The 21,809-nt window shown below is 65.4% G+C and carries 19 protein-coding genes; 18 read left to right on the top strand and 1 reads right to left on the bottom strand.

Annotated features, from left to right (window positions below):
- Nucleotides 1–39 precede the first annotated feature (39 nt).
- The 16 genes from IAG39_RS22930 to IAG39_RS22855 all read left to right on the top strand — a co-directional run bounded on the left by IAG39_RS22930 (nt 40) and on the right by IAG39_RS22855 (nt 19,242).
- On the top strand, nt 40–789 hold the full coding sequence (locus IAG39_RS22930; RefSeq protein WP_013392406.1) for an electron transfer flavoprotein subunit beta/FixA family protein: 750 nt from the start codon (nt 40–42) through the stop codon (nt 787–789).
- A 2-nt stretch (nt 790–791) separates the two neighbouring features.
- Nucleotides 792–1,721: an electron transfer flavoprotein subunit alpha/FixB family protein gene (locus IAG39_RS22925; RefSeq protein WP_054450918.1), complete on the top strand. Its 930-nt coding sequence runs from the start codon at nt 792–794 to the stop codon at nt 1,719–1,721.
- Between the two features lie 197 nt (nt 1,722–1,918).
- The gene (gene aspT / locus IAG39_RS22920; RefSeq protein WP_059379324.1) at nt 1,919–3,610 is read left to right on the top strand and encodes an aspartate-alanine antiporter; all 1,692 of its coding nucleotides are present in this window, start codon (nt 1,919–1,921) and stop codon (nt 3,608–3,610) included.
- Nucleotides 3,611–3,714: 104 nt separating this feature from the next.
- Entirely contained in the window at nt 3,715–5,535 is a 1,821-nt protein-coding gene (locus IAG39_RS22915) for a bifunctional aspartate transaminase/aspartate 4-decarboxylase (RefSeq protein ID WP_059379323.1), read from the top strand.
- Nucleotides 5,536–5,572: 37 nt separating this feature from the next.
- Nucleotides 5,573–7,273: an aspartate-alanine antiporter gene (aspT, locus tag IAG39_RS22910; RefSeq protein ID WP_118933405.1), complete on the top strand. Its 1,701-nt coding sequence runs from the start codon at nt 5,573–5,575 to the stop codon at nt 7,271–7,273.
- Nucleotides 7,274–7,352: 79 nt separating this feature from the next.
- On the top strand, nt 7,353–9,176 hold the full coding sequence (locus IAG39_RS22905) for an acyl-CoA dehydrogenase (RefSeq protein WP_118933404.1): 1,824 nt from the start codon (nt 7,353–7,355) through the stop codon (nt 9,174–9,176).
- Nucleotides 9,177–9,324: 148 nt separating this feature from the next.
- Nucleotides 9,325–9,966, top strand: coding sequence for a peroxiredoxin (locus IAG39_RS22900; protein ID WP_042792543.1), 642 nt, complete (start codon nt 9,325–9,327; stop codon nt 9,964–9,966).
- 222 nt (nt 9,967–10,188) lie between these two features.
- A complete protein-coding gene (locus IAG39_RS22895) occupies nt 10,189–11,217 on the top strand; it encodes a sulfate ABC transporter substrate-binding protein (protein ID WP_118933403.1) in 1,029 nt (342 codons plus the stop codon).
- A 24-nt stretch (nt 11,218–11,241) separates the two neighbouring features.
- Nucleotides 11,242–12,132 carry a sulfate ABC transporter permease subunit CysT gene (gene cysT, locus IAG39_RS22890; RefSeq protein ID WP_059379319.1) on the top strand — a complete coding sequence of 297 codons (891 nt, stop codon included), beginning with the start codon at nt 11,242–11,244 and terminating at the stop codon, nt 12,130–12,132.
- The gene (gene cysW, locus IAG39_RS22885; protein WP_059379318.1) at nt 12,129–13,028 is read left to right on the top strand and encodes a sulfate ABC transporter permease subunit CysW; all 900 of its coding nucleotides are present in this window, start codon (nt 12,129–12,131) and stop codon (nt 13,026–13,028) included. The genes cysT and cysW overlap by 4 nt, the downstream gene beginning before the upstream one ends.
- Before the next feature lie 25 nt (nt 13,029–13,053).
- Nucleotides 13,054–14,118 (top strand): sulfate/molybdate ABC transporter ATP-binding protein, encoded by a 1,065-nt coding sequence (locus IAG39_RS22880; protein ID WP_118933402.1) that lies wholly within the window; start codon nt 13,054–13,056, stop codon nt 14,116–14,118.
- Nucleotides 14,115–14,858, top strand: a complete 744-nt coding sequence (locus tag IAG39_RS22875) for a phosphoadenylyl-sulfate reductase (RefSeq protein WP_118933401.1) — start codon at nt 14,115–14,117, stop codon at nt 14,856–14,858. The genes IAG39_RS22880 and IAG39_RS22875 overlap by 4 nt, the downstream gene beginning before the upstream one ends.
- A gap of 41 nt (nt 14,859–14,899) precedes the next feature.
- The gene (gene cysD, locus IAG39_RS22870; protein WP_059379315.1) at nt 14,900–15,808 is read left to right on the top strand and encodes a sulfate adenylyltransferase subunit CysD; all 909 of its coding nucleotides are present in this window, start codon (nt 14,900–14,902) and stop codon (nt 15,806–15,808) included.
- Between the two features lie 41 nt (nt 15,809–15,849).
- Nucleotides 15,850–17,148, top strand: a complete 1,299-nt coding sequence (locus IAG39_RS22865; protein ID WP_118933400.1) for a sulfate adenylyltransferase subunit 1 — start codon at nt 15,850–15,852, stop codon at nt 17,146–17,148.
- Nucleotides 17,149–17,360: 212 nt separating this feature from the next.
- Complete coding sequence (locus tag IAG39_RS22860) at nt 17,361–18,707, top strand: PA0069 family radical SAM protein (protein ID WP_118933399.1); 1,347 nt, start codon at nt 17,361–17,363, stop codon at nt 18,705–18,707.
- A 73-nt stretch (nt 18,708–18,780) separates the two neighbouring features.
- Complete coding sequence (locus IAG39_RS22855) at nt 18,781–19,242, top strand: hypothetical protein (RefSeq protein WP_187774061.1); 462 nt, start codon at nt 18,781–18,783, stop codon at nt 19,240–19,242.
- A gap of 92 nt (nt 19,243–19,334) precedes the next feature.
- On the opposite strand, the gene IAG39_RS22850 is transcribed toward IAG39_RS22855, so the two are convergent.
- On the bottom strand, nt 19,335–20,207 hold the full coding sequence (locus IAG39_RS22850) for a DMT family transporter (protein WP_059379311.1): 873 nt from the start codon (nt 20,205–20,207) through the stop codon (nt 19,335–19,337).
- Between the two features lie 294 nt (nt 20,208–20,501).
- Here IAG39_RS22850 and rplS point away from each other — a divergent pair, with 294 nt between their 5' ends.
- Together rplS and IAG39_RS22840 are read left to right on the top strand one after the other, a co-directional pair.
- Complete coding sequence (gene rplS, locus IAG39_RS22845; protein ID WP_006218237.1) at nt 20,502–20,882, top strand: 50S ribosomal protein L19; 381 nt, start codon at nt 20,502–20,504, stop codon at nt 20,880–20,882.
- Between the two features lie 135 nt (nt 20,883–21,017).
- Entirely contained in the window at nt 21,018–21,749 is a 732-nt protein-coding gene (locus tag IAG39_RS22840; RefSeq protein ID WP_059379310.1) for a CoA pyrophosphatase, read from the top strand.
- The last annotated feature ends 60 nt before the right edge of the window (nt 21,750–21,809 follow it).

The following is a 21,809-nucleotide window of genomic DNA, read 5'->3' as shown; positions in this document are numbered from 1 at the left end:
CGCATGCCGGGTAATTATTTTCCATTTGGAGGCAGCGGGATGAAGGTTTTGGTACCTGTCAAACGCGTCGTTGACTACAACGTCAAGGTGCGCGTCAAGTCTGATCAAACCGGCGTGGATATCGCCAATGTGAAGATGTCCATGAACCCCTTTGACGAAATCGCCGTCGAAGAAGCGACCCGCCTGAAGGAAAAGGGCGCCGTGGCTGAAGTCGTGGCGGTTTCTTGCGGCGTTGCGCAATGCCAGGAAACGCTGCGCACGGCCATGGCCATCGGCGCCGACCGCGGCGTGCTGGTCCAGACCGATGCCGAACTGCAGCCGCTGGCCGTGGCCAAGCTGCTGAAGGCGCTGGTCGACAAGGAACAGCCGCAGCTGGTGATCCTGGGCAAGCAAGCTATCGACGACGATGCCAACCAGACCGGCCAGATGCTGGCCGCGCTGCTGGACTGGCCGCAAGCCACGTTCGCCAGCAAGGTCGAGCTGGCCGACGGCAAGGTCACGGTCACGCGCGAAGTCGACGGCGGCCTGGAAACGCTGACGCTCAAGCTGCCCGCCATCGTCACCACCGACCTGCGCCTGAACGAGCCGCGCTACGTCACGCTGCCCAACATCATGAAGGCCAAGAAGAAGCAGCTGGACACCGTCACGCCGGAAGAACTGGGTGTGGACGCCGCGCCGCGCCTGAAGACGCTGAAGGTCAGCGAGCCGCCCGCTCGCAAGGCCGGCATCAAGGTGGCCGATGTCGCGGCCCTGGTGGACAAACTCAAGAACGAAGCGAAGGTGGTCTGAACATGACGACGCTGGTTATTGCCGAACACGATAACGCCCAGCTCAAGGGCGCAACCCTGAACGCCGTCGCCGCCGCCGCCAAGATCGGAGGCGACGTGCACGTGCTGGTCGCCGGCGCCAACGCGCGCGCCGTGGCCGACCAGGCCGCCGCCGCCGCGGGCGTCGCCAAGGTCCTGCTGGCCGACGCGCCGCAACTGGCCGACGGCCTGGCCGAGAACGTCGCCGCCCAGGTACTGGCTGTGGCCTCGGGCTACAGCCACATCCTGTTCCCCGCGACCGCCTCGGGCAAGAACGTGGCCCCGCGTGTGGCCGCCAAGCTGGACGTGGCGCAGATCTCCGACATCATCGGCGTGGAATCGGCCGACACCTTCCAGCGCCCGATCTACGCCGGCAACGCCATTGCCACCGTGCAGTCGGCCGACGCCGTCAAGGTCATCACCGTGCGCACCACCGGCTTTGACGCCGTGGCCGCGCAGGGCGGTTCGGGTGCGGTGGAAGAAGTCGCCGCCGTGGCCGATTCGGGCCTGTCCACCTTCGTGGGCCGCGAAGTCGCCAAGAGCGACCGTCCGGAACTGGCCGGCGCGCGCGTCGTCGTCTCCGGCGGCCGCGGCCTGGGCAGCGCCGAGAACTTCAAGATCCTGGATCCGCTGGCCGACAAGCTGGGCGCGGCGCTGGGCGCCTCGCGCGCCGCGGTCGACGCCGGCTACGCGCCTAACGACTGGCAAGTCGGTCAGACCGGCAAGATCGTCGCGCCGCAGCTGTATGTGGCGGTTGGTATCTCGGGTGCCATCCAGCACTTGGCCGGCATGAAGGATTCGAAGGTCATCGTCGCCATCAACAAGGATCCGGAAGCGCCGATCTTCGGCGTGGCCGATTATGGCCTGGTGGGCGATCTGTTCCAGGTCGTGCCCGAACTGACCGGCGCGCTGTAAGCCTTACGCGCTGTTGTATTTGAAGGGCCCGCCAGCTTTGCGCTGGCGGGCTTTTTTATTTTTCGACGCGAGGACTACACATCTTGTGATTTCAGTGTTCCAAATCTTTTGATTTCTCGAAAGATTCTGATAATGTGTTCCGCGCGCAGCTAGATACGCGCAAGTGCTTGACCTGTACAGAACGAAGGAGATTCGGGATGGAATGGTTCTTTGACACTCTGCGAAAATATCCGGAACTTGCGATATTCCTTACCCTCGGTCTCGGGTACTGGATAGGCGCCAAGAAGATTTTCGGATTCAATCTGGGAGCCGTGACCGGAACGCTGCTGGTAGGCGTGCTGGTGGGGCAGCTAAACATCACGATCGCTCCCGTCCTCAAGCAGGTCTTCTTCCTGCTCTTTCTCTTCGGTCTGGGTTACGGCGTCGGACCGCAGTTCTTCCGGGGTATGAAAAGCGATGGCCTGCCGCAGGTCATCTTCGCCGTCATTCTGTGCGTGATCTGCCTGCTGGTGACATGGGCGACAGCCGTAGGCTTCGGCTTCGATGCCGGCACTGGCGCAGGCTTGTTGTCCGGAGCCCAAACCATTTCCGCGGTCATGGGCGTGGCGACGGACACCATCAACGGCCTGGGCATAGACGCAGCCACCAAAAAGAAATGGATCGACAGCATTCCTGTCGCCTACGCGGTCTGCTACATCTTCGGCACGGTCGGAAGCGCCTGGCTGCTGGCCTCGCTGGGGCCGAAGCTGATGCGCGTGGACATCGTCAAGGAGTGCCAGGAATACGAAGCCAAGATGTCCGGCGGCGCCGACTCGATGGAGCTGTCCGGTTATCGCAAGTTCATCGCGCGCGCCTACAAGCTGGACAACGCCGAGTTCGCCGGCAAGACGGTGGGAGAGCTGGAGTCCCGCTTCGTCGAGGCCCGCGTGTTCGTGGAGCGCATCCGGCGCGGCGACCAGGTCATCGACAGCGATGGCAAGACGGTGTTGCAGCAGGGCGACGTGTTAGGCATTACCGGCCGGCATGACGCGCTGGTCACCCAGGCCGCCGGCATCATCGGCACCGAGGTCGAGGACCGCGACCTCATCAGCATGCCCGCCGAGGTCGTCGAGGTCGTGCTGACCAATAAGAACATTGCCGGCAAGACCATCAAGGAAATCGCGGACAGCGAAGTCGGCCGTGAACTGGGCCGCGGCGTGTTCCTGCGCAAGGTCGTGCGCGGCGGCCACGACATGCCGATCAACTGGGGGCTGAAGCTGGACCGCGGCGACCGCCTGTTCGTGCTGGGCGCCAAGCGCGACGTCGAGCGCGTGGTGGGCAAGCTGGGCTACGTCGACCGCGCCACCAGCCAGACCGACATGGTCTTCGTCGGTTTCGGCATCCTGCTCGGCGGCCTGTTCGGCTCGCTGGTGCTGACCGTGGGCGGCGTTCCCGTCACCTTGTCGACCTCCGGCGGCGCGTTGATTTCCGGCCTGATCTTCGGCTATCTGCGCTCGGTGCATCCGACCTTCGGCCGGGTGCCGGAACCGGTGCACTGGTTCCTGACATCGGTGGGGCTGACGACATTCGTTGCGGTCGTGGGCATATCGTCAGGACCGGGATTCGTGCTGGGCTTCCAGCAACTGGGCGCCAAGCTCTTCATCGCGGGCATCATCGCCACCAGCGTGCCGATGATCGTGGGCGTATACATTGCGCGGTATGTATTCAAGTTCCATCCCGCCATTGCATTGGGAGTCTGCGCCGGAGCCCGGACCACCACCGCGGCCATCGGCCAGATCACCGAAACGGCAAAGAGCCAGGTGCCCGCCCTGGGCTACACGGTTCCTTACGCCATCGGCAATACCCTGCTCATCATTTGGGGGATTGTCATCGTCATGCTCATGTCCTAGCAAAACGCCTCGCAAGCCCCGTGCTTGCGGGGCGTTTTGCAAGCGCGCCGGCCCGGCCGGCGACGTCCAGCGCCTGTCACCATGCAAACCAGGAGTACTGAACAATGGCTTCCACCACGCCTCTTACCGTCAGCCTGGCTTCGGCCTTGAAAACCACCCGCTCGCGCCAGCGCGACCTCGAACAGCTTTCTCCGTTTGAACTCAAGGACTATCTGATCACGCTGGCCAAGGACAACCAGCACACCGCCGCCATCACCATGTTGAACGCGGGCCGCGGCAACCCGAACTGGATCGCCACCGAACCGCGCGACGCCTTCTTCCTGATGGGCCAGTTCGCAATGAAGGAAGCGCGCCGCGTGCGCGACGAGTCCATCCTGGCAGGCATGCCGGCCAAGAAGGGCTGCGCCGACCGGATGCGCAAGTTCCTGGCCAAGCACAAAGGCATGGACGGCTACGATTTCCTGGTCGGCGTGCTGGAGTATGGCGTCAAGGTCAAGGGTTTCGACCCCGACGCGTGGGTCCATGAGCTGACGGACAGCATCATCGGCGACAACTATCCCGTGCCGCCGCGCGCGCTGGTCCATCTTGAACAGATCGTGCACGACTACCTGATCAAGGAAATGTGCGACGGCCGTCCGCCCAAGGGCAAGTTCGACCTGTTCCCGGTCGAAGGCGGCACGGCGGCCATGTGCTACATCTTCGATTCGCTGATGCAGAACGGCCTGCTCAAGCAGGGCGACACCATCGCGCTGTTCCTGCCGACCTTCACGCCCTATATCGAGATCTCGCATCTGGAGCGCTTCCAGTTCAAGATCGTGCCGATCAACGCCAGCAGCCTGCGGGCCGACGGCACCCATGATTGGCACTATCCGGCGTCTGAAATCGCCAAGCTGGAAAATCCCAAGATCAAGCTGGCGGTCACGGTCAACCCCAGCAATCCGCCGTCGGTGGCGTTCAGCCCGGTCGAGATGAAGCAGATCGTGCGCCTCATCCGCAAGAACCCGGATCTGGTGCTGGTGACGGACGACGTGTACGGCACCTTCGTGCCGAACTTCCGCTCGCTGATGGCCGAAGTGCCGCACAACACCATATGCGTGTACTCGTTCTCGAAGAACTTCGGCTGCACGGGATGGCGCCTGGGCGTGATCGCGACCCATGAAAAGAACACCATGGACCGCCGCATCGCCGAACTGCCCGCGTCCTGGAAACAGCGCCTGAACAAGCGCTACGGCGCCATGACGATGGAGCCCGAAAAGCTCAAGTTCATAGACCGGCTGGTGGCCGACAGCCGCAACGTCGCGCTGAACCACACCGCGGGCCTGTCCTTGCCGCAGCAGGTGCAGATGGGGTTCTTCGCGCTGTCGCACCTGATGGATCTGAAGGACTCGTACAAGCACCTGACGATGAAGATCGTACGTGCGCGCCGCGATGCCTTGTGGCGCGGCCTGGGCATACCGATGCCGCCCGAAGACCCGATGCGCGCCTGGTACTACGTCGAGCTGGATTTCATGGTCTGGGCCAAGATCACGTACGGGGACGCGTTCTGCAAGTACATGATGTCCAACTACGAGCCGGTCGACTTCCTGTTCCGCCTGGCGGAAAAATCCGGCGTGGTGCTGATGGACGGCGGCGGCTTTGGCGGCCCGCCCTGGTCGATCCGCGTGTCGCTGGCGAACCTGGACGACGGCGACTACGCCAAGATCGGCAAGCACATGGTCGAAGCCGCGACCGAGTACGTCGAGGCCTGGAAGGCTGGCGAGCTGGTGCGTTCGGGCCCGAAGGCCGGTAAGGGCCAGACGGTGAAGGCATCCGCGGCCAAGCGCAGCGCAGGCAAGACCGCGGCGGCCAAGAAGGCGGTGAAGAAAGCGGTGAAGAAGGCCGGCACGGCGGCGAAATCCGCCAAGAAGGCCGCGGCGCGCAAGTAGGCGGGCCGGGCAGCAACCTCCAGGGCGACATGACGACATGACTTGCACGGTCGGGTTTTTCAATAGCGTTCCCATCGCAGTGCTGTTCGTGACGGTGGGCTTGGGATACCTGATCGGCAAGCTCAAAGTCGGGCCGATCCAGCTGGGCGGAGTGTGCGGAACACTCATCGTCGCCCTGCTGATCGGCCAGACCGGCTGCCAGATGCGCGGCGACCTGAAGGAAGTCGCCTTCGCCCTGTTCATATTCGCGATGGGGTACTCGGGCGGGCCGCAGTTCTTCGCCAACCTGAATCGCTCCAGCCTGCGCTATATCGCGCTGCCGCTGATCGAAGCCTTGCTGGTGCTGGCGATCGTGCTGACCGCGGTGCCGCTGTTCGGCCTGGATGCGGGAACGGCGGCGGGTCTTGCGGCAGGCGCGGCGACTGAATCGGCCGTGGTCGGGACGGCTGCCGAGGCGCTCAAGCACCTGGGCCTGGCGGACGCCGAGGTCCAGCGCATGGAAGCCAACATCGCCACGGCCTATACGCTGACTTATCTGGTCGGCTTGATCAGCATCGTGTTCTTCACCAGCCAGATCGCGCCCGCGCTGCTGCGCATGAATTTGCGCGAAGCCTCCAAGGCGCTGGAGGAAAAGCTCGGCGTGGCGGCCGGCGAAGGCGAAGAATCGAACATGCCCACCTTGCCGCGGCTGGTGGGACGCTCGCACGTGGTCAAGGACGCGGATGGCAAAAGCGTGGCTGAAGTGGAGGCCGCGCTGGGCGGACGCACGGTCATCAGCCGCATCCTGCGCAATGGCGAGGCAGTCGACGCCACGCCCGGCGACACGCTGGCCACGGGCGACATCGTGGTGGTGCTGGGCCTGCGGCGCTTCGCGCTGCGCGCGGGTTCCGTCATCGGACCCGAAATCCAGCTGCCGGAGGCGCACGCCGACGACTTGCAGCTGAGCGAGCTGGCCGTCATCGTCAGCAAGAAGACCGTCAACGGCCATACCGTAGGCGAACTGGCGAAGCGGCCCAACGCCCAACGCGCGCGCGGCGTGTTCCTGCAGTCCATCGTACGCTCCGGCCATTCCTTGCCGATCACGCCAGCCACCGTGGTGCAGTATGGCGACCTGGTGACGCTGGTCGGCGCCGAGCCCGAACTGTCCCAGGCCGGCGCGGCGCTGGGCAACGAGTTGCGGCGCAGCGGCGTGACCGATCTGGTGTTCCTGGCTTTCGGCATTCTGGCCGGCTTGCTGATCGGCAGCCTGAGCGCGCGGCTCTGGGGCATCCCCGTGTCGCTGGGCAGCGGCGGCGGGGCGCTGGTCAGCGGCCTGGTCTGCGGCTGGATCAACGCCAAGCGGCCCTCGATAGGCCACATGCCGGACCATGCCGTGCAGTTGCTGAAGGATCTGGGGCTGGCGGTGTTCGTGGCTTGCGTGGGCTTGTCGGCGGGTCCGGAAGCCATCGCGCTGATCCGCGAGCATGGCGCGGTGCTGCCGCTCATCGGCCTGCTGGTGTCGTTGGGGCCTGCCTGCCTGTCGCTGTGGCTGGGCCACAAGATCCTGAAGATCGAAGGTCCCTTGCTGGTCGGCGCCATCGCCGGTCAGCACGTCAGCACACCGGCCATCAGCGCCATCCTGACCTCCAGCGGCAGTTCAGTGCCGCTACTTGGCTACACGGTGACGTACGCCATCGCCAACGTGCTGCTGCCGGTGCTGGGTCCGATCATCGTGTCGCTGGCGCATCATCTGAACTAGGGGGCGTCGAGAGACCCTGGCGGGCATAGGGTTTAAGATAGGCCAAACAATATGAAGACGGCCTACCCACGGAGACACCATGCCCTACGTAACCCCGCTGCAGGACTTCCGCTTTGCCTTGAAGCTGGCAGGGCTTGATGACGTCCTGAAACTGCCCGGCTTCGAAGAAGTCACGCCGGATCTGGTGGATGCCATCCTGGAAGAGAACGGCCGCTTCGTCGAGCAGGCCGTGGCGCCATTGAACGTGCCAGGCGATACGCAGCCGCCGGTCTGGAAAGACGGTAGCGTCACCACTACCCCGGGCTACGCGCAGGGATTCAAGGATTACGCCGCGGGCGGCTGGCAGGGCTTGCAGCATCCGGTGGAGTGGGGCGGGCAGGGCCTGCCCAAGCTGGTCGCGGCGGCGCCGGGCGAGAACATCCAGGCGGCCAGCCTGGCGTTTTCCTTGTGCCCCATGCTGACGGACGGCGTGATCGAGGCCTTGCTGACGGTCGGGTCGGACGCGCAGCGCAAGCAATACGTGCCGCAGCTGATCGGTGGCAAGTGGACCGGCACGATGAACCTGACCGAACCGCAGGCCGGTTCGGACCTGGCCCAAGTCGCGACGCGGGCGGTGAAGCAGGAAGACGGCAGCTACCGGCTGACGGGCCAGAAGATCTTCATCACTTATGGCGACCATGACCTGGCCGAGAACATCATCCACCTGGTGCTGGCGCGTACGCCGGACGCGCCGGCCGGCGTCAAGGGGATTTCGCTTTTCATCGTGCCCAAGTTCCTGGTGCAGGCCGACGGCACACTGGGCAGGCGCAACGACGTCTGGTGCGCATCACTGGAGCACAAGCTGGGCATCCATGGCAGTCCCACCGCCGTGCTCATGTACGGCTCGGGCAAGGGCGAGGTGGGCGAGGGCGCCATCGGCTATCTGGTCGGCGAGCAGAACCGCGGCCTGGAGTACATGTTCATCATGATGAATGCCGCCCGCTATTCGGTGGGGCAACAGGGCATAGGCGTGTCCGAACGCGCCTGCCAGCATGCCCTGGCCTATGCGCGCGAGCGCGTGCAGGGCCGCGCCGTGGAAGGGTCGCCCGGCCCCGTGGCCATCGTGCGCCATCCGGACGTGCAGCGCATGCTGATGACCATGAAGGCGCTGACCGAGGCGGCGCGCGCCGTGTCCTACGTGACCGCGGCCGCGCACGACAAGGGCACGCATCATCCCGATCCCGAGCAGCGCTCGCGCAACCGGGCTTTCTACGAATACATGGTGCCCATCGTCAAAGGGTTCTCGACCGAGACCGCGGTCGAGGTCGCGTCCCTGGGCCTGCAGGTGCACGGCGGCATGGGCTACATCGAGGAAACCGGGGCCGCGCAGTACTACCGCGATGCGCGCATCCTGCCCATCTACGAAGGCACGACCGCGATCCAGGCCAATGACCTGGTCAGCCGCAAGACCCAGCGCGACGGCGGCGCCACCGCCCATGCCGCGATCGCGGCGATGCGGGAGACGCTGCGCGCGGTGGAGAACGAGGCCACGCGTGCGTCGGCGGACGATCGCGAGGGACTGCGCCTGCTGCGCGACAACCTGGACAGCGCCATCCAGGCCTACGAGGCCGGCGTGGCGTTCATCCTGGAGCAATCGCCGACCAACATCAGGGCGGTCTACGCCAGCAGCGTGCCCTATCTGATGCTGGCCGGCGTGGTGCACGGCGGCTGGCAGATGGCGCGCGCCGTGCTGGCCTGCCGGCGCCACCTGGCGGCCGGATCCACCGATCCGTTCTACGGGGCCAAGCTGGCGACTGGATTGTTCTATGGCGCCCACATCCTGCCGCGCGCGCTGGCCTTGTCGGCCGCGGTGCGGGCCGGGGTGGTGGCGGACGCCTGCGGCGCCAGCTTGAATATTGCATAAGGTTATATGACTTGCGTATTTCCCCAGCTACAGGTTTGATGGAAGAATCGTTTCACAGGCGCTGGCCTGCGCCATGAAACGCTTTTCCTGCGCCGCCCGCAGCGACGGGCGGCCAGCCCCCCACCTGCATCCGCACACAGGAGACACCATGAGTCATCTACGCCTGGGCGACACCGCCCCTGATTTCGAACAGGAATCTTCGGCAGGGCCGATCCGCTTCCATGAGTATCTGGGCAACAGCTGGGGTGTACTTTTCTCGCACCCGGCCGATTTCACGCCCGTCTGCACCACCGAACTGGGCTACACCGCCAAGCTGGCCGACGAATTCGCCAAGCGCAACGTGAAGGTGCTGGCGCTGTCCGTGGACGGCACCGATTCGCATACCAAGTGGATCGAGGACATCAACGACACGCAGTCCACCAAGGTCAACTTCCCGATCCTGGCCGACAAGGACCGCAAGGTGTCCGAGCTCTACGACATGATCCATCCGAACGCCAACGCCACGCTGACCGTGCGCTCGGTGTTCATCATCGACCCCAACAAGAAGGTGCGCCTGACCATCACGTATCCGGCCAGCACCGGCCGCAACTTCAACGAGATCCTGCGCGTCATCGACTCCCTGCAGCTGACCGACAGCCACAGCGTGGCCACGCCGGTGAACTGGGAAGATGGCGACGACGTGATCATTGTTCCGTCCTTGCAGGATGAGGCCGTGATCAAGCAGAAATTCCCGAAGGGCTACAAGGCCGTGCGTCCCTATCTGCGCATTACGCCTCAGCCGAATAAGTAAATTCGGCAATCGAAGGGGCTGGACCCTCTTCGCAACCGCCGCCTGCCCCTTGGGGAGGCGGCGGTTTTTTATTGGGCGCGCCTGGGGGCAAGGGAGATTTCCATTGTTGGGACGCTGGTCCTATATGCCTGCGAGCGATGAGCAACCAAATAATGATTCGTTCCGTTCAGAACGCCCAGCCAGCACACTTGCTCCCACATTGCCGAACACAGGGAGCATGGGATGTCTTTCAGGAAAGCCGGTTGGTTGGCCGCCTTGGCCGCATTGACGATGTCGTTTGCCGCGATTGCGCCGGCGCAGGCGCAGCAGAAGCAGACGCTCCTGAATGTCTCATATGACCCGACCCGCGAGCTGTATCGCGCCATCGACGATGCGTTCATCAAGCAATATAAGGAAAAGGCCAACGTCGACCTGACCATCCGCCAATCGCACGGCGGTTCGGGCCGTCAGGCGCGCTCTGTCATCGACGGGCTGGAAGCCGACGTGGTGACGCTGGCGCTGGCCTATGACATCGACGCGGTCGCCGACCGCGGGCTGCTGCCGGCCGATTGGCAGGCCCGCCTGCCGCAGAACAGCTCGCCGTATACCTCCACCATCGTGTTCCTGGTGCGCAAGGGCAACCCCAAGCAGATCAAGGACTGGGACGACCTGGTCAAGGACGGCGTGCAGGTCATCACGCCCAACCCCAAGACCTCGGGCGGGGCGCGCTGGAACTACCTGGCTGCCTGGGCCTATGCGCTGGAGAAGAACGGCGGCAGCGAGGAAAAGGCGCGCGCCTTCGTGGGCGACCTGCTCAAGCACGTGCCGGTGCTGGACACCGGCGCGCGCGGCGCCACCACCACCTTCGTGGAGCGCGGCGTGGGCGACGTGTTGCTGGCCTGGGAAAACGAGGCTTTCCTGGCGCTGGAAGAGCTGGGTCCGGACAAGTTCGACATCGTGGTGCCGTCTCTGTCCATCCTGGCCGAGCCGCCGGTGGCCGTGGTCGACAAGGTCGTGGACAAGAAGGGCACCCGTGCGGCGGCGCAGGCATATCTGGAATTCCTCTACACGCCCGCTGCGCAGGAAATCATTGCCAAGAACTACTACCGGCCCATCGACAAGACCGTGGCCGCCAGGTACGAAAGCAAGTTTCCCAAGGTCAAGCTCGTGACCATCGACGACAAGATCTTCGGCGGCTGGCGCAAGGCGCAGAAGGATCACTTCAGCGACGGCGGCACCTTCGACCAGATCTATCTGCCGCAAAAGAAATAAGCACTTGATGATCGGACGACGGCCATGACGACAGCCTCGAACCCGGCGGCAAACGGCGCGCAAGCGCCTTTTGCCTTTCGGCGCAACAGCCCGGGCGTGCTGCCCGGATTCGGCATCTCGATGGGTTACGCGGTGCTGTACCTCAGCGTGCTCGTGCTCATTCCGCTGGCGGCCTTGCCGATCAAGAGCGCGAGCCTGGGCTGGCAAGGCTTCTGGGACGCGGTGACCGCGCCGCGGGTGCTGGCCTCGTACAAGCTGACCTTTGGCGCGTCGCTGATCGCGGCGCTGGTGAACCTGGTGTTCGGCACGGTGGTGGCCTGGGTGCTGGTGCGTTACCGCTTTCCGGGCAAGAAGATCCTGGATGCGCTGGTGGATCTGCCGTTCGCGCTGCCCACGGCGGTCGCGGGCATCGCGCTGACCTCGCTGTATTCGCAGAAGGGCTGGCTGGGCGGGCCGCTGGCCGACTGGTTTGGCTGGAAGGTGGCGTTCACGCCGCTGGGCATCGTGATCGCGTTGATCTTCATCGGCGTGCCGTTCGTGGTGCGCACGGTGCAGCCGGTGCTGGAAGACGTCGAGCGCGAAATCGAGGAGGCCGCGGCCAGCCTGGGCGCCAACCGCTGGCAGACCATACGCCGGGTGCTGCTGCCCATCATCATGCCGGCCTTGATGACCGGCTTCGCGCTGGCGTTTGCGCGCGCGGTGGGCGAGTACGGTTCGGTGGTGTTCATCGCCGGCAATATGCCCATGGTGTCCGAGATCACGCCGCTGCTGATCATCGCCAAGCTCGAGGAATTCGACTACGCGGGCGCCGCCGCCATCGCCACGGTGATGCTGGTGCTGTCCTTCGCGCTGTTGCTCGTCATCAATCTGCTGCAGGGCTGGCAGGCCCGCCGCAACCTCGGGAGGCTCGCATGAGCGCCGCGGACCGTCCCGCCCATCTGACCGAGCCGCGCTGGGTGCGCGGCGTGCTGCTCTTCATCGCGCTGGGATTCCTGGCGCTGTTCCTGCTGGTGCCGCTGGCGGCGGTATTTGCCGAAGCCTTCAAGAAGGGCTGGCAGTTGTACCTGGACGCCATCGTCGAGCCGGACGCGCTGTCCGCCATCCGCCTGACGCTGCTGGTGGCGGCCATTGCGCTGCCGGTGAACCTGGTGTTTGGCGTCGCCGCGGCCTGGGCGATCACCAAGTTCCAGTTCCGCGGCAAGCAGTTCCTGATCACCTTGATCGACCTGCCGTTCTCGGTGTCGCCGGTGGTGGCCGGCCTGGTATTCGTGCTGCTGTTCGGCACGCAGGGCTGGTTCGGCGGCTGGCTGCAGGCGCACGACATCAAGATCGTCTACGCGGTGCCGGGCATTGTGCTGGCCTCGCTCTTCGTGACCTTTCCGTTCGTGGCGCGCGAGCTGATCCCGCTGATGCAGGCGCAAGGCAGCGAAGAAGAGCAAGCCGCGTTGACCCTGGGCGCCAACGGCTGGCAGATCTTCTGGCGCGTCACGCTGCCGAACATCAAGTGGGGCCTGCTGTACGGCGCCATCCTGTGCAACGCGCGGGCCATGGGCGAGTTCGGCGCGGTGTCGGTGGTGTCCGGGCAGATCCGCGGCCTGACCAACACCATGACCCTGCACGTCGAGATTCTCTACAACGAATACCAGTATTCCGCGGCGTTCGCCGTGGCGTCGTTGCTGGCCCTGCTGGCGCTGGTGACGCTGGTGGCCAAGAACATCGTCGAGTGGCGCAACGCGCGCTTTCAACAGGCCGCCGACCTGCCGGTCGAGTATCCCGGCCAGCCGGCCGCCATCAAGCCGGCGCTGGCCTGACGCGGCGGCCTGACAGGAGATAAGCATGAGCATCGAAGTCCGCAATCTATCCAAGCGCTTCGGCCAGTTCCGCGCGCTGAACGACGTCTCGCTGCATATCGAGACGGGCGAGCTGGTCGCGCTGCTGGGTCCGTCGGGCTGCGGCAAGACCACGCTGCTGCGCATCATCGCGGGGCTGGAGTCGGCCGATTCCGGCAGCGTGCTGTTCGCGGGCGAAGACGCCACCGCGGTGGACGTGCGCCAGCGCCAGGTTGGTTTCGTGTTCCAGCACTACGCGCTGTTCAAGCACATGACGGTGTTCGAGAACGTGGCCTTCGGCCTGCGCGTCAAGCACCGTTCGCAACGTCCTTCGGAGGACGTGATCCAGCGCAAGGTGCATGACCTGCTGGGACTGGTGCAGCTGGACTGGCTGGCGGACCGCTATCCCGCGCAACTCTCCGGCGGCCAGCGCCAGCGTATCGCCCTGGCGCGCGCGCTGGCCGTCGAGCCGCGGGTGCTGCTGCTGGACGAGCCCTTCGGCGCGCTGGACGCCAAGGTGCGCAAGGAATTGCGGCGCTGGCTGCGCCGCCTGCATGACGAGCTGAACGTGGCCAGCGTCTTCGTCACCCATGACCAGGAAGAAGCGCTGGAAGTGTCGGATCGCGTGGTGCTGATGAACTCGGGCCGCATCGAGCAAGTCGGCACGCCGCGCGAGGTCTGGGAAGAGCCGGCCACGCCCTTCGTCTACGGCTTCCTGGGCGACGTCAACCAGTTGCAGGGCTTTGCCACGCGCGGCATCTGGAACGGCGCCGGCCTGTCCTTGCCCGCGCCGGAGCTGGCGCACGCCGAAGCGCAACGCGCCACCGCCTACGTGCGGCCGCACGAGTTCGAGGTCGAACGCTATCGCGCCGGCGCGGACGGCATCCCCGTGCGCTTGGCGCACGCCTTTCTTGCGGGTCCCAGCGCCTATCTGGAGCTGGCCAGCGAGGATTCCGACGCCATCATCGAAGCCGAGGTGCCCGAGTCGCTGTACCGGGAACTGGGCCTGCGCGATGGCGAAATACTGTTGGCGCGTCCGCGGCGGGCGCGCATTTTCGCGACGCAATCATGAGCACTACCGATCTTTTGCCTGAACTCGAACCGGGCCTGGCCGCGCGCTGGCGCGATCTGGGCGAGCGCCTGGCCGATGTGCAGCGGCGCTACCCGGACGCGGCGCTGGCGTCCTCGCTGGCGGCCGAGGACATGCTGTTGACGCACGCCATCTACGGCGCCGGCCTCGACCTGGAAGTCTTCACGCTGGACACGGGCCGGCTGCACGCCGAAACGCTGGGCGTGCTGGACGCCGTGCGCGAACGCTACGGCCGCGAGGTCACTGTGTACCGGCCGGTGGCGGCCGCGGTCGAGCAGCACGTCGCCGAACATGGCGCCTACGCGTTCTATGAAAGCGTGGAACTGCGCAAGGCCTGTTGCCAGATCCGCAAGGTCGAGCCGCTCAAGCGCGCGCTGGCCGGACGCGGCGCCTGGATCACAGGGCAGCGGCGGGCGCAATCCACCACCCGGGGCGAACTGCCGCTGGAAGAAGAGGACCAGGCTTTCGGCCTCTACAAGTTCAATCCGCTGGCCGAATGGAGCGAAGGCGAGGTCTGGTCCGCCATCCGCGCGCTGGGCATTCCATACAACCCGTTGCACGACCAGGGCTACCCGTCCATCGGCTGCGAACCCTGTACCCGAGCCATCCGTCCCGGCGAAGACCTGCGGGCAGGGCGCTGGTGGTGGGAGTCGTCGGATTCCAAGGAATGCGGCCTGCATGCGGGCAACCGGGTCATCAGCATCGCGGCGCGCGCCGATTGATGCGGCCCACGAATTCGAAATCTGTTTTAGGGGAAGTGCATATGTCTGCAGTGATCCAACGCAGCCACCTGGATTGGCTGGAATCGGAAGCAATATTCATCCTGCGCGAGGTGGCCGCCGAAAGCGAGAAGCCCGTGCTGCTGTTCTCGGGCGGCAAGGACTCCGTGGTGCTGTTGCGCCTGGCCGAGAAGGCCTTCCGGCCGGGGCGTTTTCCGTTCCCGCTGATGCACATCGATACCGGCCACAACTTCGACGAAGTGATCGCCTTCCGCGATGCGCGCGCGGCCGAGCTGGGCGAGACCCTGATCGTGCGCAGCGTCGAGGACTCCATCGCGCGCGGCAGCGTGGTGCTGCGCCGCGAGACCGACTCGCGCAATGCCGCCCAGGCGGTGACGCTGCTGGAGGCGATCGAGGAATTCGGCTTTGACGCCTGCATCGGCGGCGCGCGCCGCGACGAGGAAAAGGCCCGCGCCAAGGAGCGCATCTTCTCGTTCCGCGACGAGTTCGGCCAATGGGATCCGAAGGCGCAGCGCCCGGAACTCTGGAACCTGTTCAATACCCGCGTGCATCGCGGCGAGAACATGCGCGTGTTCCCGATCTCGAATTGGACCGAGCTGGACGTCTGGCAGTACATCCAGCGCGAGCAGCTGGCGCTGCCGTCGATCTACTACAGCCACCAGCGCGAGGTCGTGCGCCGCAAGGGCCTGCTGGTGCCGGTCACGCGGCTGACCCCGCCGCAGGATGGCGAACAGGTCGAACGCCTGCAGGTTCGGTTTCGCACGGTGGGCGACATCTCCTGCACCTGCCCGGTGGCGTCGGATGCCGCCGACACCCGGGCCATCATTGCCGAAACCGCGGTGACCGACATTACCGAGCGCGGCGCCACGCGCATGGACGACCAGACTTCCGAGGCCTCGATGGAGCGCCGCAAGAAAGAAGGCTATTTCTGATCGCATGACACGCCGGCATTCGCCGGCGACCAGGAACGCACATGAACGCACTCAACGATTCTTTTCTTTCCGGCGCCGACACGGGCGTGCTGCGCCTGATTACCGCAGGCTCGGTGGACGACGGCAAATCGACGCTGATCGGCCGCCTGCTGTACGACAGCAAAGGCGTGTTCGCCGATCAGCTGGACGCGATCTCGCGCGCCAAGCACAAGCGCGTGGCGGGCGACGGCATCGACTTTTCGCTGCTGACCGACGGCCTGGAGGCCGAGCGCGAGCAGGGCATCACCATCGACGTGGCCTACCGCTATTTCTCGACGCCCGCGCGCAAGTTCATCATCGCCGACGCGCCGGGCCACGAGCAGTACACGCGCAACATGGTCACGGGCGCGTCGACCGCTGACGTGGCCGTCATCCTGATCGACGCCACCCGCGCGGCCGACGGCGTGCTGTTGCCGCAGACCAAGCGCCACAGCACCATCGCGCGCCTCTTGGGCATCCGTCACATCGTGGTGGCGGTCAACAAGATGGACCTGGTGGACTGGGACCGCACGGTGTTCGAGCGCATCCGCGACGCCTACGCCGACCTGGCGGGCAAGCTGGGCATCGAGCACTTCGACGCGCTGCCGCTGTCGGCGCTCAACGGCGACAACGTCGTCACGCTGTCGCCGCAAACGCCCTGGTACGAAGGACAGCCCTTGCTGGCCTTGCTGGAGTCGCTGGACCTGGCAAGCGATGGCCGCGCCTTGCCGTTGCGCTTTCCGGTGCAATGGGTGGCACGCCATGACGGCAGCCGCAAGGATGACTTCCGCGGCTATGCCGGCCGCGTCGCAAGCGGCGTGCTGCGGCCGGGCGACGAGATCACGGTGCAACCCTCGGGCGTGACGGCAGTCGTGAGCGAAGTGCGCGCCTTCGACCGCGCGCTGGATGAAGCGGTGGCGGGCGACTCGATCACGCTGGTGCTGGACCGCGACGTGGACGTGTCGCGCGGCGATGTGATCGTGCATGCGTCGGCGCCGGCGCAGGTCGCGCGCGAATTCGAAGCCGAGCTGTGCTGGCTCGATGCGCAGGCCTTGAATCCCGCACGCAAGTATCTGCTGAAGTCGGGCACGCGCCTGACCTCGGCGAAGATACGCGCGGTGCTGTCGCATCGCGACATCCACGAACTGCAGGAAGTGGAGAACACCGAGGGCACGCTGCGCATGAACGATATCGGACGCGTCACGCTCACCACGCGCGAGTCGCTGGCGGTCGATCGCTATGCCGATGTGCCCGCGACCGGCGCATTCATTCTGATCGACGAAGCCACGCATCAGACCGCTGCGGCAGGTATGTTGCGCTAATCCGCAAGAGGCCGGAAAACAACGGGCCTCCAGCCCCCGCAGAACCTGTTGTTTTTCTGCTAGATCCAGTATTGGTGCGGGTTTCCGGGCGATCTCGCCTGATGAAAACGATTTGTCCGGACGGCGCCGGCGTCTTGCGGTAAAGTGGGGCTGTCTTACGAAAAGGCTTTTGGTGCTTGTCAAAACCACTGTGTTTTTGTACAGTAGTTTTCATGGCACGCACCGATCATTCTTTTCCCGCCGGTTCTGGGTCCCCGGCTGCCGCCCCCGCCGCCTTGCGCGGTCGGGGTGCGGTTACTAATGTTCGGCATCGCTTTCAGCGCGATGACCGCGTGCAGGTCGACGACGGCTGGTCTTCCTCCGGTCTGCCCGCCGACTTCGTAGACTCCGTCCCCGATAATTTCCCCGAAGCTGCCGCCGGCGAGCAAGCCGCCCGCGTCATTCCCATCGTGCCGGATGCGCGCATTGCGCCGCCCGCTCCCAAGACCACGGTCACCGCCGAAGAAGCGCGCAAGATGCTGTCGCGCAACGATTCGCCCGACATTCCCTTCGACGTGGCGGTAAATCCGTACCGCGGCTGCGAGCATGGCTGCGTCTATTGTTACGCCCGGCCCACCCATTCCTACCTGGGCCTGTCGCCCGGGCTGGACTTCGAAACCCGGCTGGTGGCCAAGGCCAATGCGGTAGAGGCCCTGCGCGCCGAACTCGCGCGGCCAGGCTACAAGCCGTCTCCCATCAACATCGGTTCCGCCACCGACGCCTACCAGCCCATCGAACGCGAATGGCGGCTTACCCGCGGCCTGCTGGAACTGATGCTGGAAACCCGCCATCCGCTCACCATCGTCACCAAGAACGCGCTGGTCGCCCGCGACCTGGACCTGCTGGCCGCCCTGGCCGAGCAGAAGCTGGTGGTGGTGTACATGAGCATCACCACGCTGGACGCCGGCATGGCCCGCACGCTGGAACCGCGCGCCGCCGCACCGTGGCGCCGGCTGGAAGCGGTACGCAGCCTGACCGACGCCGGCGTGCCGGTGGGCGTGCTGGTGGCGCCCATCATCCCGTTCATCAACGACGAGTCCATGGAGCACATCCTCCAGGAGTCCAAGGCTGCCGGCGCGCACTATGCCAGCTACACCGTCCTGCGTCTGCCCTGGGAGGTCAAGACCCTGTTCGAGGACTGGCTCAATGCCCATTTCCCGGACCGCGCCCAGCGCGTCCTGCATCGCATCGAAGACCTGCGCAACGGCCGCCGCAACGATCCCAATTTCGGGTCGCGCATGCGCGGGACCGGCGTCTGGGCCGATCTGCTGCGCCAGCGCTTCACCATCGCCACGCGCAAGCTGGGCTTGAACCGTCATCGCCTGGCGCTGGACTGCGACCGTTTCCTGCCTCCCGCCGCCGCCGCGGCGAAGGCTGCCGATTTCCTATCCCCGGCTGGCGCGCAAGCGTCTTCAGGGGTCCCTTTTCCCGCCGTATCGCCCGCAGCCGGCGGCGCGCACGGGCGCGTAGCGCGCCAGTTGCAAGCCATGGCCGCAGGCCAGTTGTCATTGTTCGATTGACCGCCGGCTGCCGCCGCGCATGCCTGCCGGGGGGCTATGCCCTGGCGCTGGACCGTCTTTCCTAGGAGTTCCCATGAACACCGCTGATATTTCCGTCTTGTCGGATGAACTCGTCGTCACCCTGAACCCGCTGCGCCGCGGCACGAACCGCGCCCGCGCCTGGTGCGCCAGGGTCGCCGGCATGGCGCTGCCCTGGAATACATCCGCAGCCGATGTCGAACCGCGCCGCCGCACGCGGCCCGGTTCCGCCCCGGCTCGCTGGCCGTTCCCGCCCGCGCCCGCCGAAGCCGGGGCGCTGGCTGGTCCGGCAGTCGCCGCGCCGATGTCCGCGCCCGCAGCGCCGGTCGCGCCGGTCGAGGCCGCGGTTGCCGCCGCGCCTGCCGCCGCGCGCGAGCGCAGCCTGGGCAACGCCACGGTGGAACCCGTAACGGCGCAGGTGACCATGAAGGCCATGGTGATCGATGTGGTAATGGTGCTGGCCTGGGGGGCGATCATCCCCGGCCTGATGTGGCTGGGCGCGGCCGCCGGATTCTGAGCGGCCCTATGCCCGGCGGTAGCCGGCAGGCCGGGCGTAAGCGGTAGGTACGCGCCAGCCCCGCCAGCCGCAGTGGCCAGGAGCGGTGCTCGTCAGCTTGAACCGAGCAGAATGACACCCGCGAGGATGGCCATACAACCCGCCAGCCGGCCCGGTCCGACTTTTTCGCGCAGCAGGAACATGCCGGCCAAGGTGCCGAGCATCATCGACATTTCCCGGGCAGGGGCGACCAGGCTCAGCGGCGCGCCGTTGCGCAGCGCATACAGCACCAGGATGTAGCCCAACGGCGACAGCAGGCCCACGGCCAACGCCAGATGCCAGTGCCCGCGCATGGCCTCCCAGGCCTGGGGGCGGCGGCGCAGCATGTGGGGGGCCATCATGGTCGTGCGGGTCACGCAAGTAAACCAGTCGAACAGCACCGGGCTGATCAACAACACTTTCACGCCATAGGCGTCGACGACGGTATAGGCCGCGATGAACAGGCCGATCACCACGCCCCAGCGCACGCCGACCCAGGCCTGGGCCTGCTTGAAAATGGCCAGGCGGCCCTGGGTCGCGATCAGCAGCACGCCGCCCACCACGCAAAGCATGCCGATGATGCCGGTGCTGGTGGCGGGTTCGCCCAGCAGCAAAAAGGCGCCGGTAGTGGACAGCAGCGGGCCGGTACCTCGGGCGATGGGGTAGACGACCGACAGGTCGGCTACCTGATAGCCGCGCTGCAGGCACAGGCTGTAGCCCAGATGCAACAGGCTGGAAGTCAGGATGGCGCCGACCACGGGCCAGGTCCAGGTCATGCCGTCATGCATCAGCACCCAGATGACCCAGGGCGCATACAGCACGGAAGCGCACAGGCCATAGGCGAAGACAAAGGGAGCGCCCACCATGGCCGCGCGCTTGGCGAGCAGATTCCACGTGGCGTGGGCCATTGCCGCCAGGACGACCAATATCAGGGACGAATACGACATGAGGGAACAGCGTCAGATGACGTGTTTGTTACAGAAGACGGAAGGGTACTCCAAACCGCGAGAACCGGGGCCATGTTACCTGATGCCTGGAGCGATTTTTGGTGTAGAATCATTGGTTTGCCAAATCTCATCCTCTGCTTGCGGCACATGCAACGGGGGCTGGCCTTACCGCCATGGCCCGTGCAACACGCGACGGATGTGGGCTGCATACTGCGCAGTCCTGCAGAAATCGCGTGAACAACATCGAACGGCAAAAGTTTTAGTCCGCAAAGACATGATGATCTAGGAGTTCTCATGAACCTTATCGCTATCCTGGAACAGGAAGAAATTGCCCGCCTGACCGGCGGTCAAGCCAAGCCTGAATTTGCTCCTGGTGACACCGTCATCGTGAGCGTGAACGTCGTTGAAGGCACCCGCAAGCGCGTGCAGGCTTTCGAAGGCGTCGTGATCGCCAAGCGCAACCGCGGCCTGAACTCCGCGTTCACCGTGCGCAAGATTTCGTCGGGTGAAGCCGTGGAACGTACGTTCCAGCTGTACTCGCCGCAAATCGCCGGCATCGAAGTCAAGCGCCGCGGCGACGTGCGCCGCGCCAAGCTGTACTACCTGCGCAACCGCTCGGGCAAGTCGGCGCGTATCAAGGAAAAGCTGGTCAGCAAGCAAGCCTCGGCGGCTTGATCGCTTATCGGCACACGGCCCTACCAGTGTCGGACGCTCACGCCATCCAGCGTTTTCGTTCGGCACGGGTTTCCGGGTTAAAAAGGCACCTGCGAGGGTGCCTTTTTCTTTTTGCAGAGCCTTTTGCAGAGCCGTATGTCTGATTCCTCGTCTTCTCCGCGGCCCCGGCGGCCGCTGGCGCGTCCCGGCTTCGATCCGGCGACGCAACCCTGGGTGGTCGCCAACGCGTCCTTGCCGGCCGTGCCCGCCAGCCTGTTGACCCCGGATTCGTTGCGGGGCACGCTCAGCCAGCCGTCCACCTGGACGCTGGAGCTGTCGCGCGACACCGACCTGCGCTATCCGGGCCGCGAAGGCGTGCCCGTGCCGGCGGCGGTGCTGATTCCGCTGGTGACGCGCGACAACGGCGTCCACATCATGCTGACGCAGCGCGCCGCCCACCTGCATGACCATGCCGGCCAGATCAGCTTTCCGGGCGGGCGCATCGAAACCAGCGATTCCACGCCCGAGGCCGCGGCCTTGCGTGAAGCGCAGGAAGAAACCGGGTTGCCCGCCAACCACGTCGAAGTGCTGGGCAGCATGCCGCCGTATCTGACGGCGACGGGATTCTCCATCGTTCCGGTGGTGTCGCTGGTGCGTCCGGGCTTTGACCTGGCCCCCGATGCCTTCGAGGTGGCGGAAGTGTTCGAGGTGCCGCTGTCCTTCCTGATGGACCCCGCCAATCACAGGCTGTACGAAGCCCGCCTGGACGACGGCCGGGTGCGCCAGTACTACGGCATGCCTTACGGCAAGCATTTCATCTGGGGCGCGACCGCCGGCATGTTGCGCAACCTCTACCATCTGCTGCGCCACGGCTTCACGCCCCGTTGATCCTTGTTGCGCGCCGGCCTTGTCGGGTTTCTGGTTCGCGCCGCCAATGAATACGGCCCC

Source organism: Achromobacter xylosoxidans (assembly GCF_014490035.1).
Lineage (GTDB): Bacteria > Pseudomonadota > Gammaproteobacteria > Burkholderiales > Burkholderiaceae_B > Achromobacter > Achromobacter bronchisepticus_A.
Note: the sequence above shows the minus strand (reverse complement) of the source record. Positions and strands in the feature narration are given on the sequence as shown.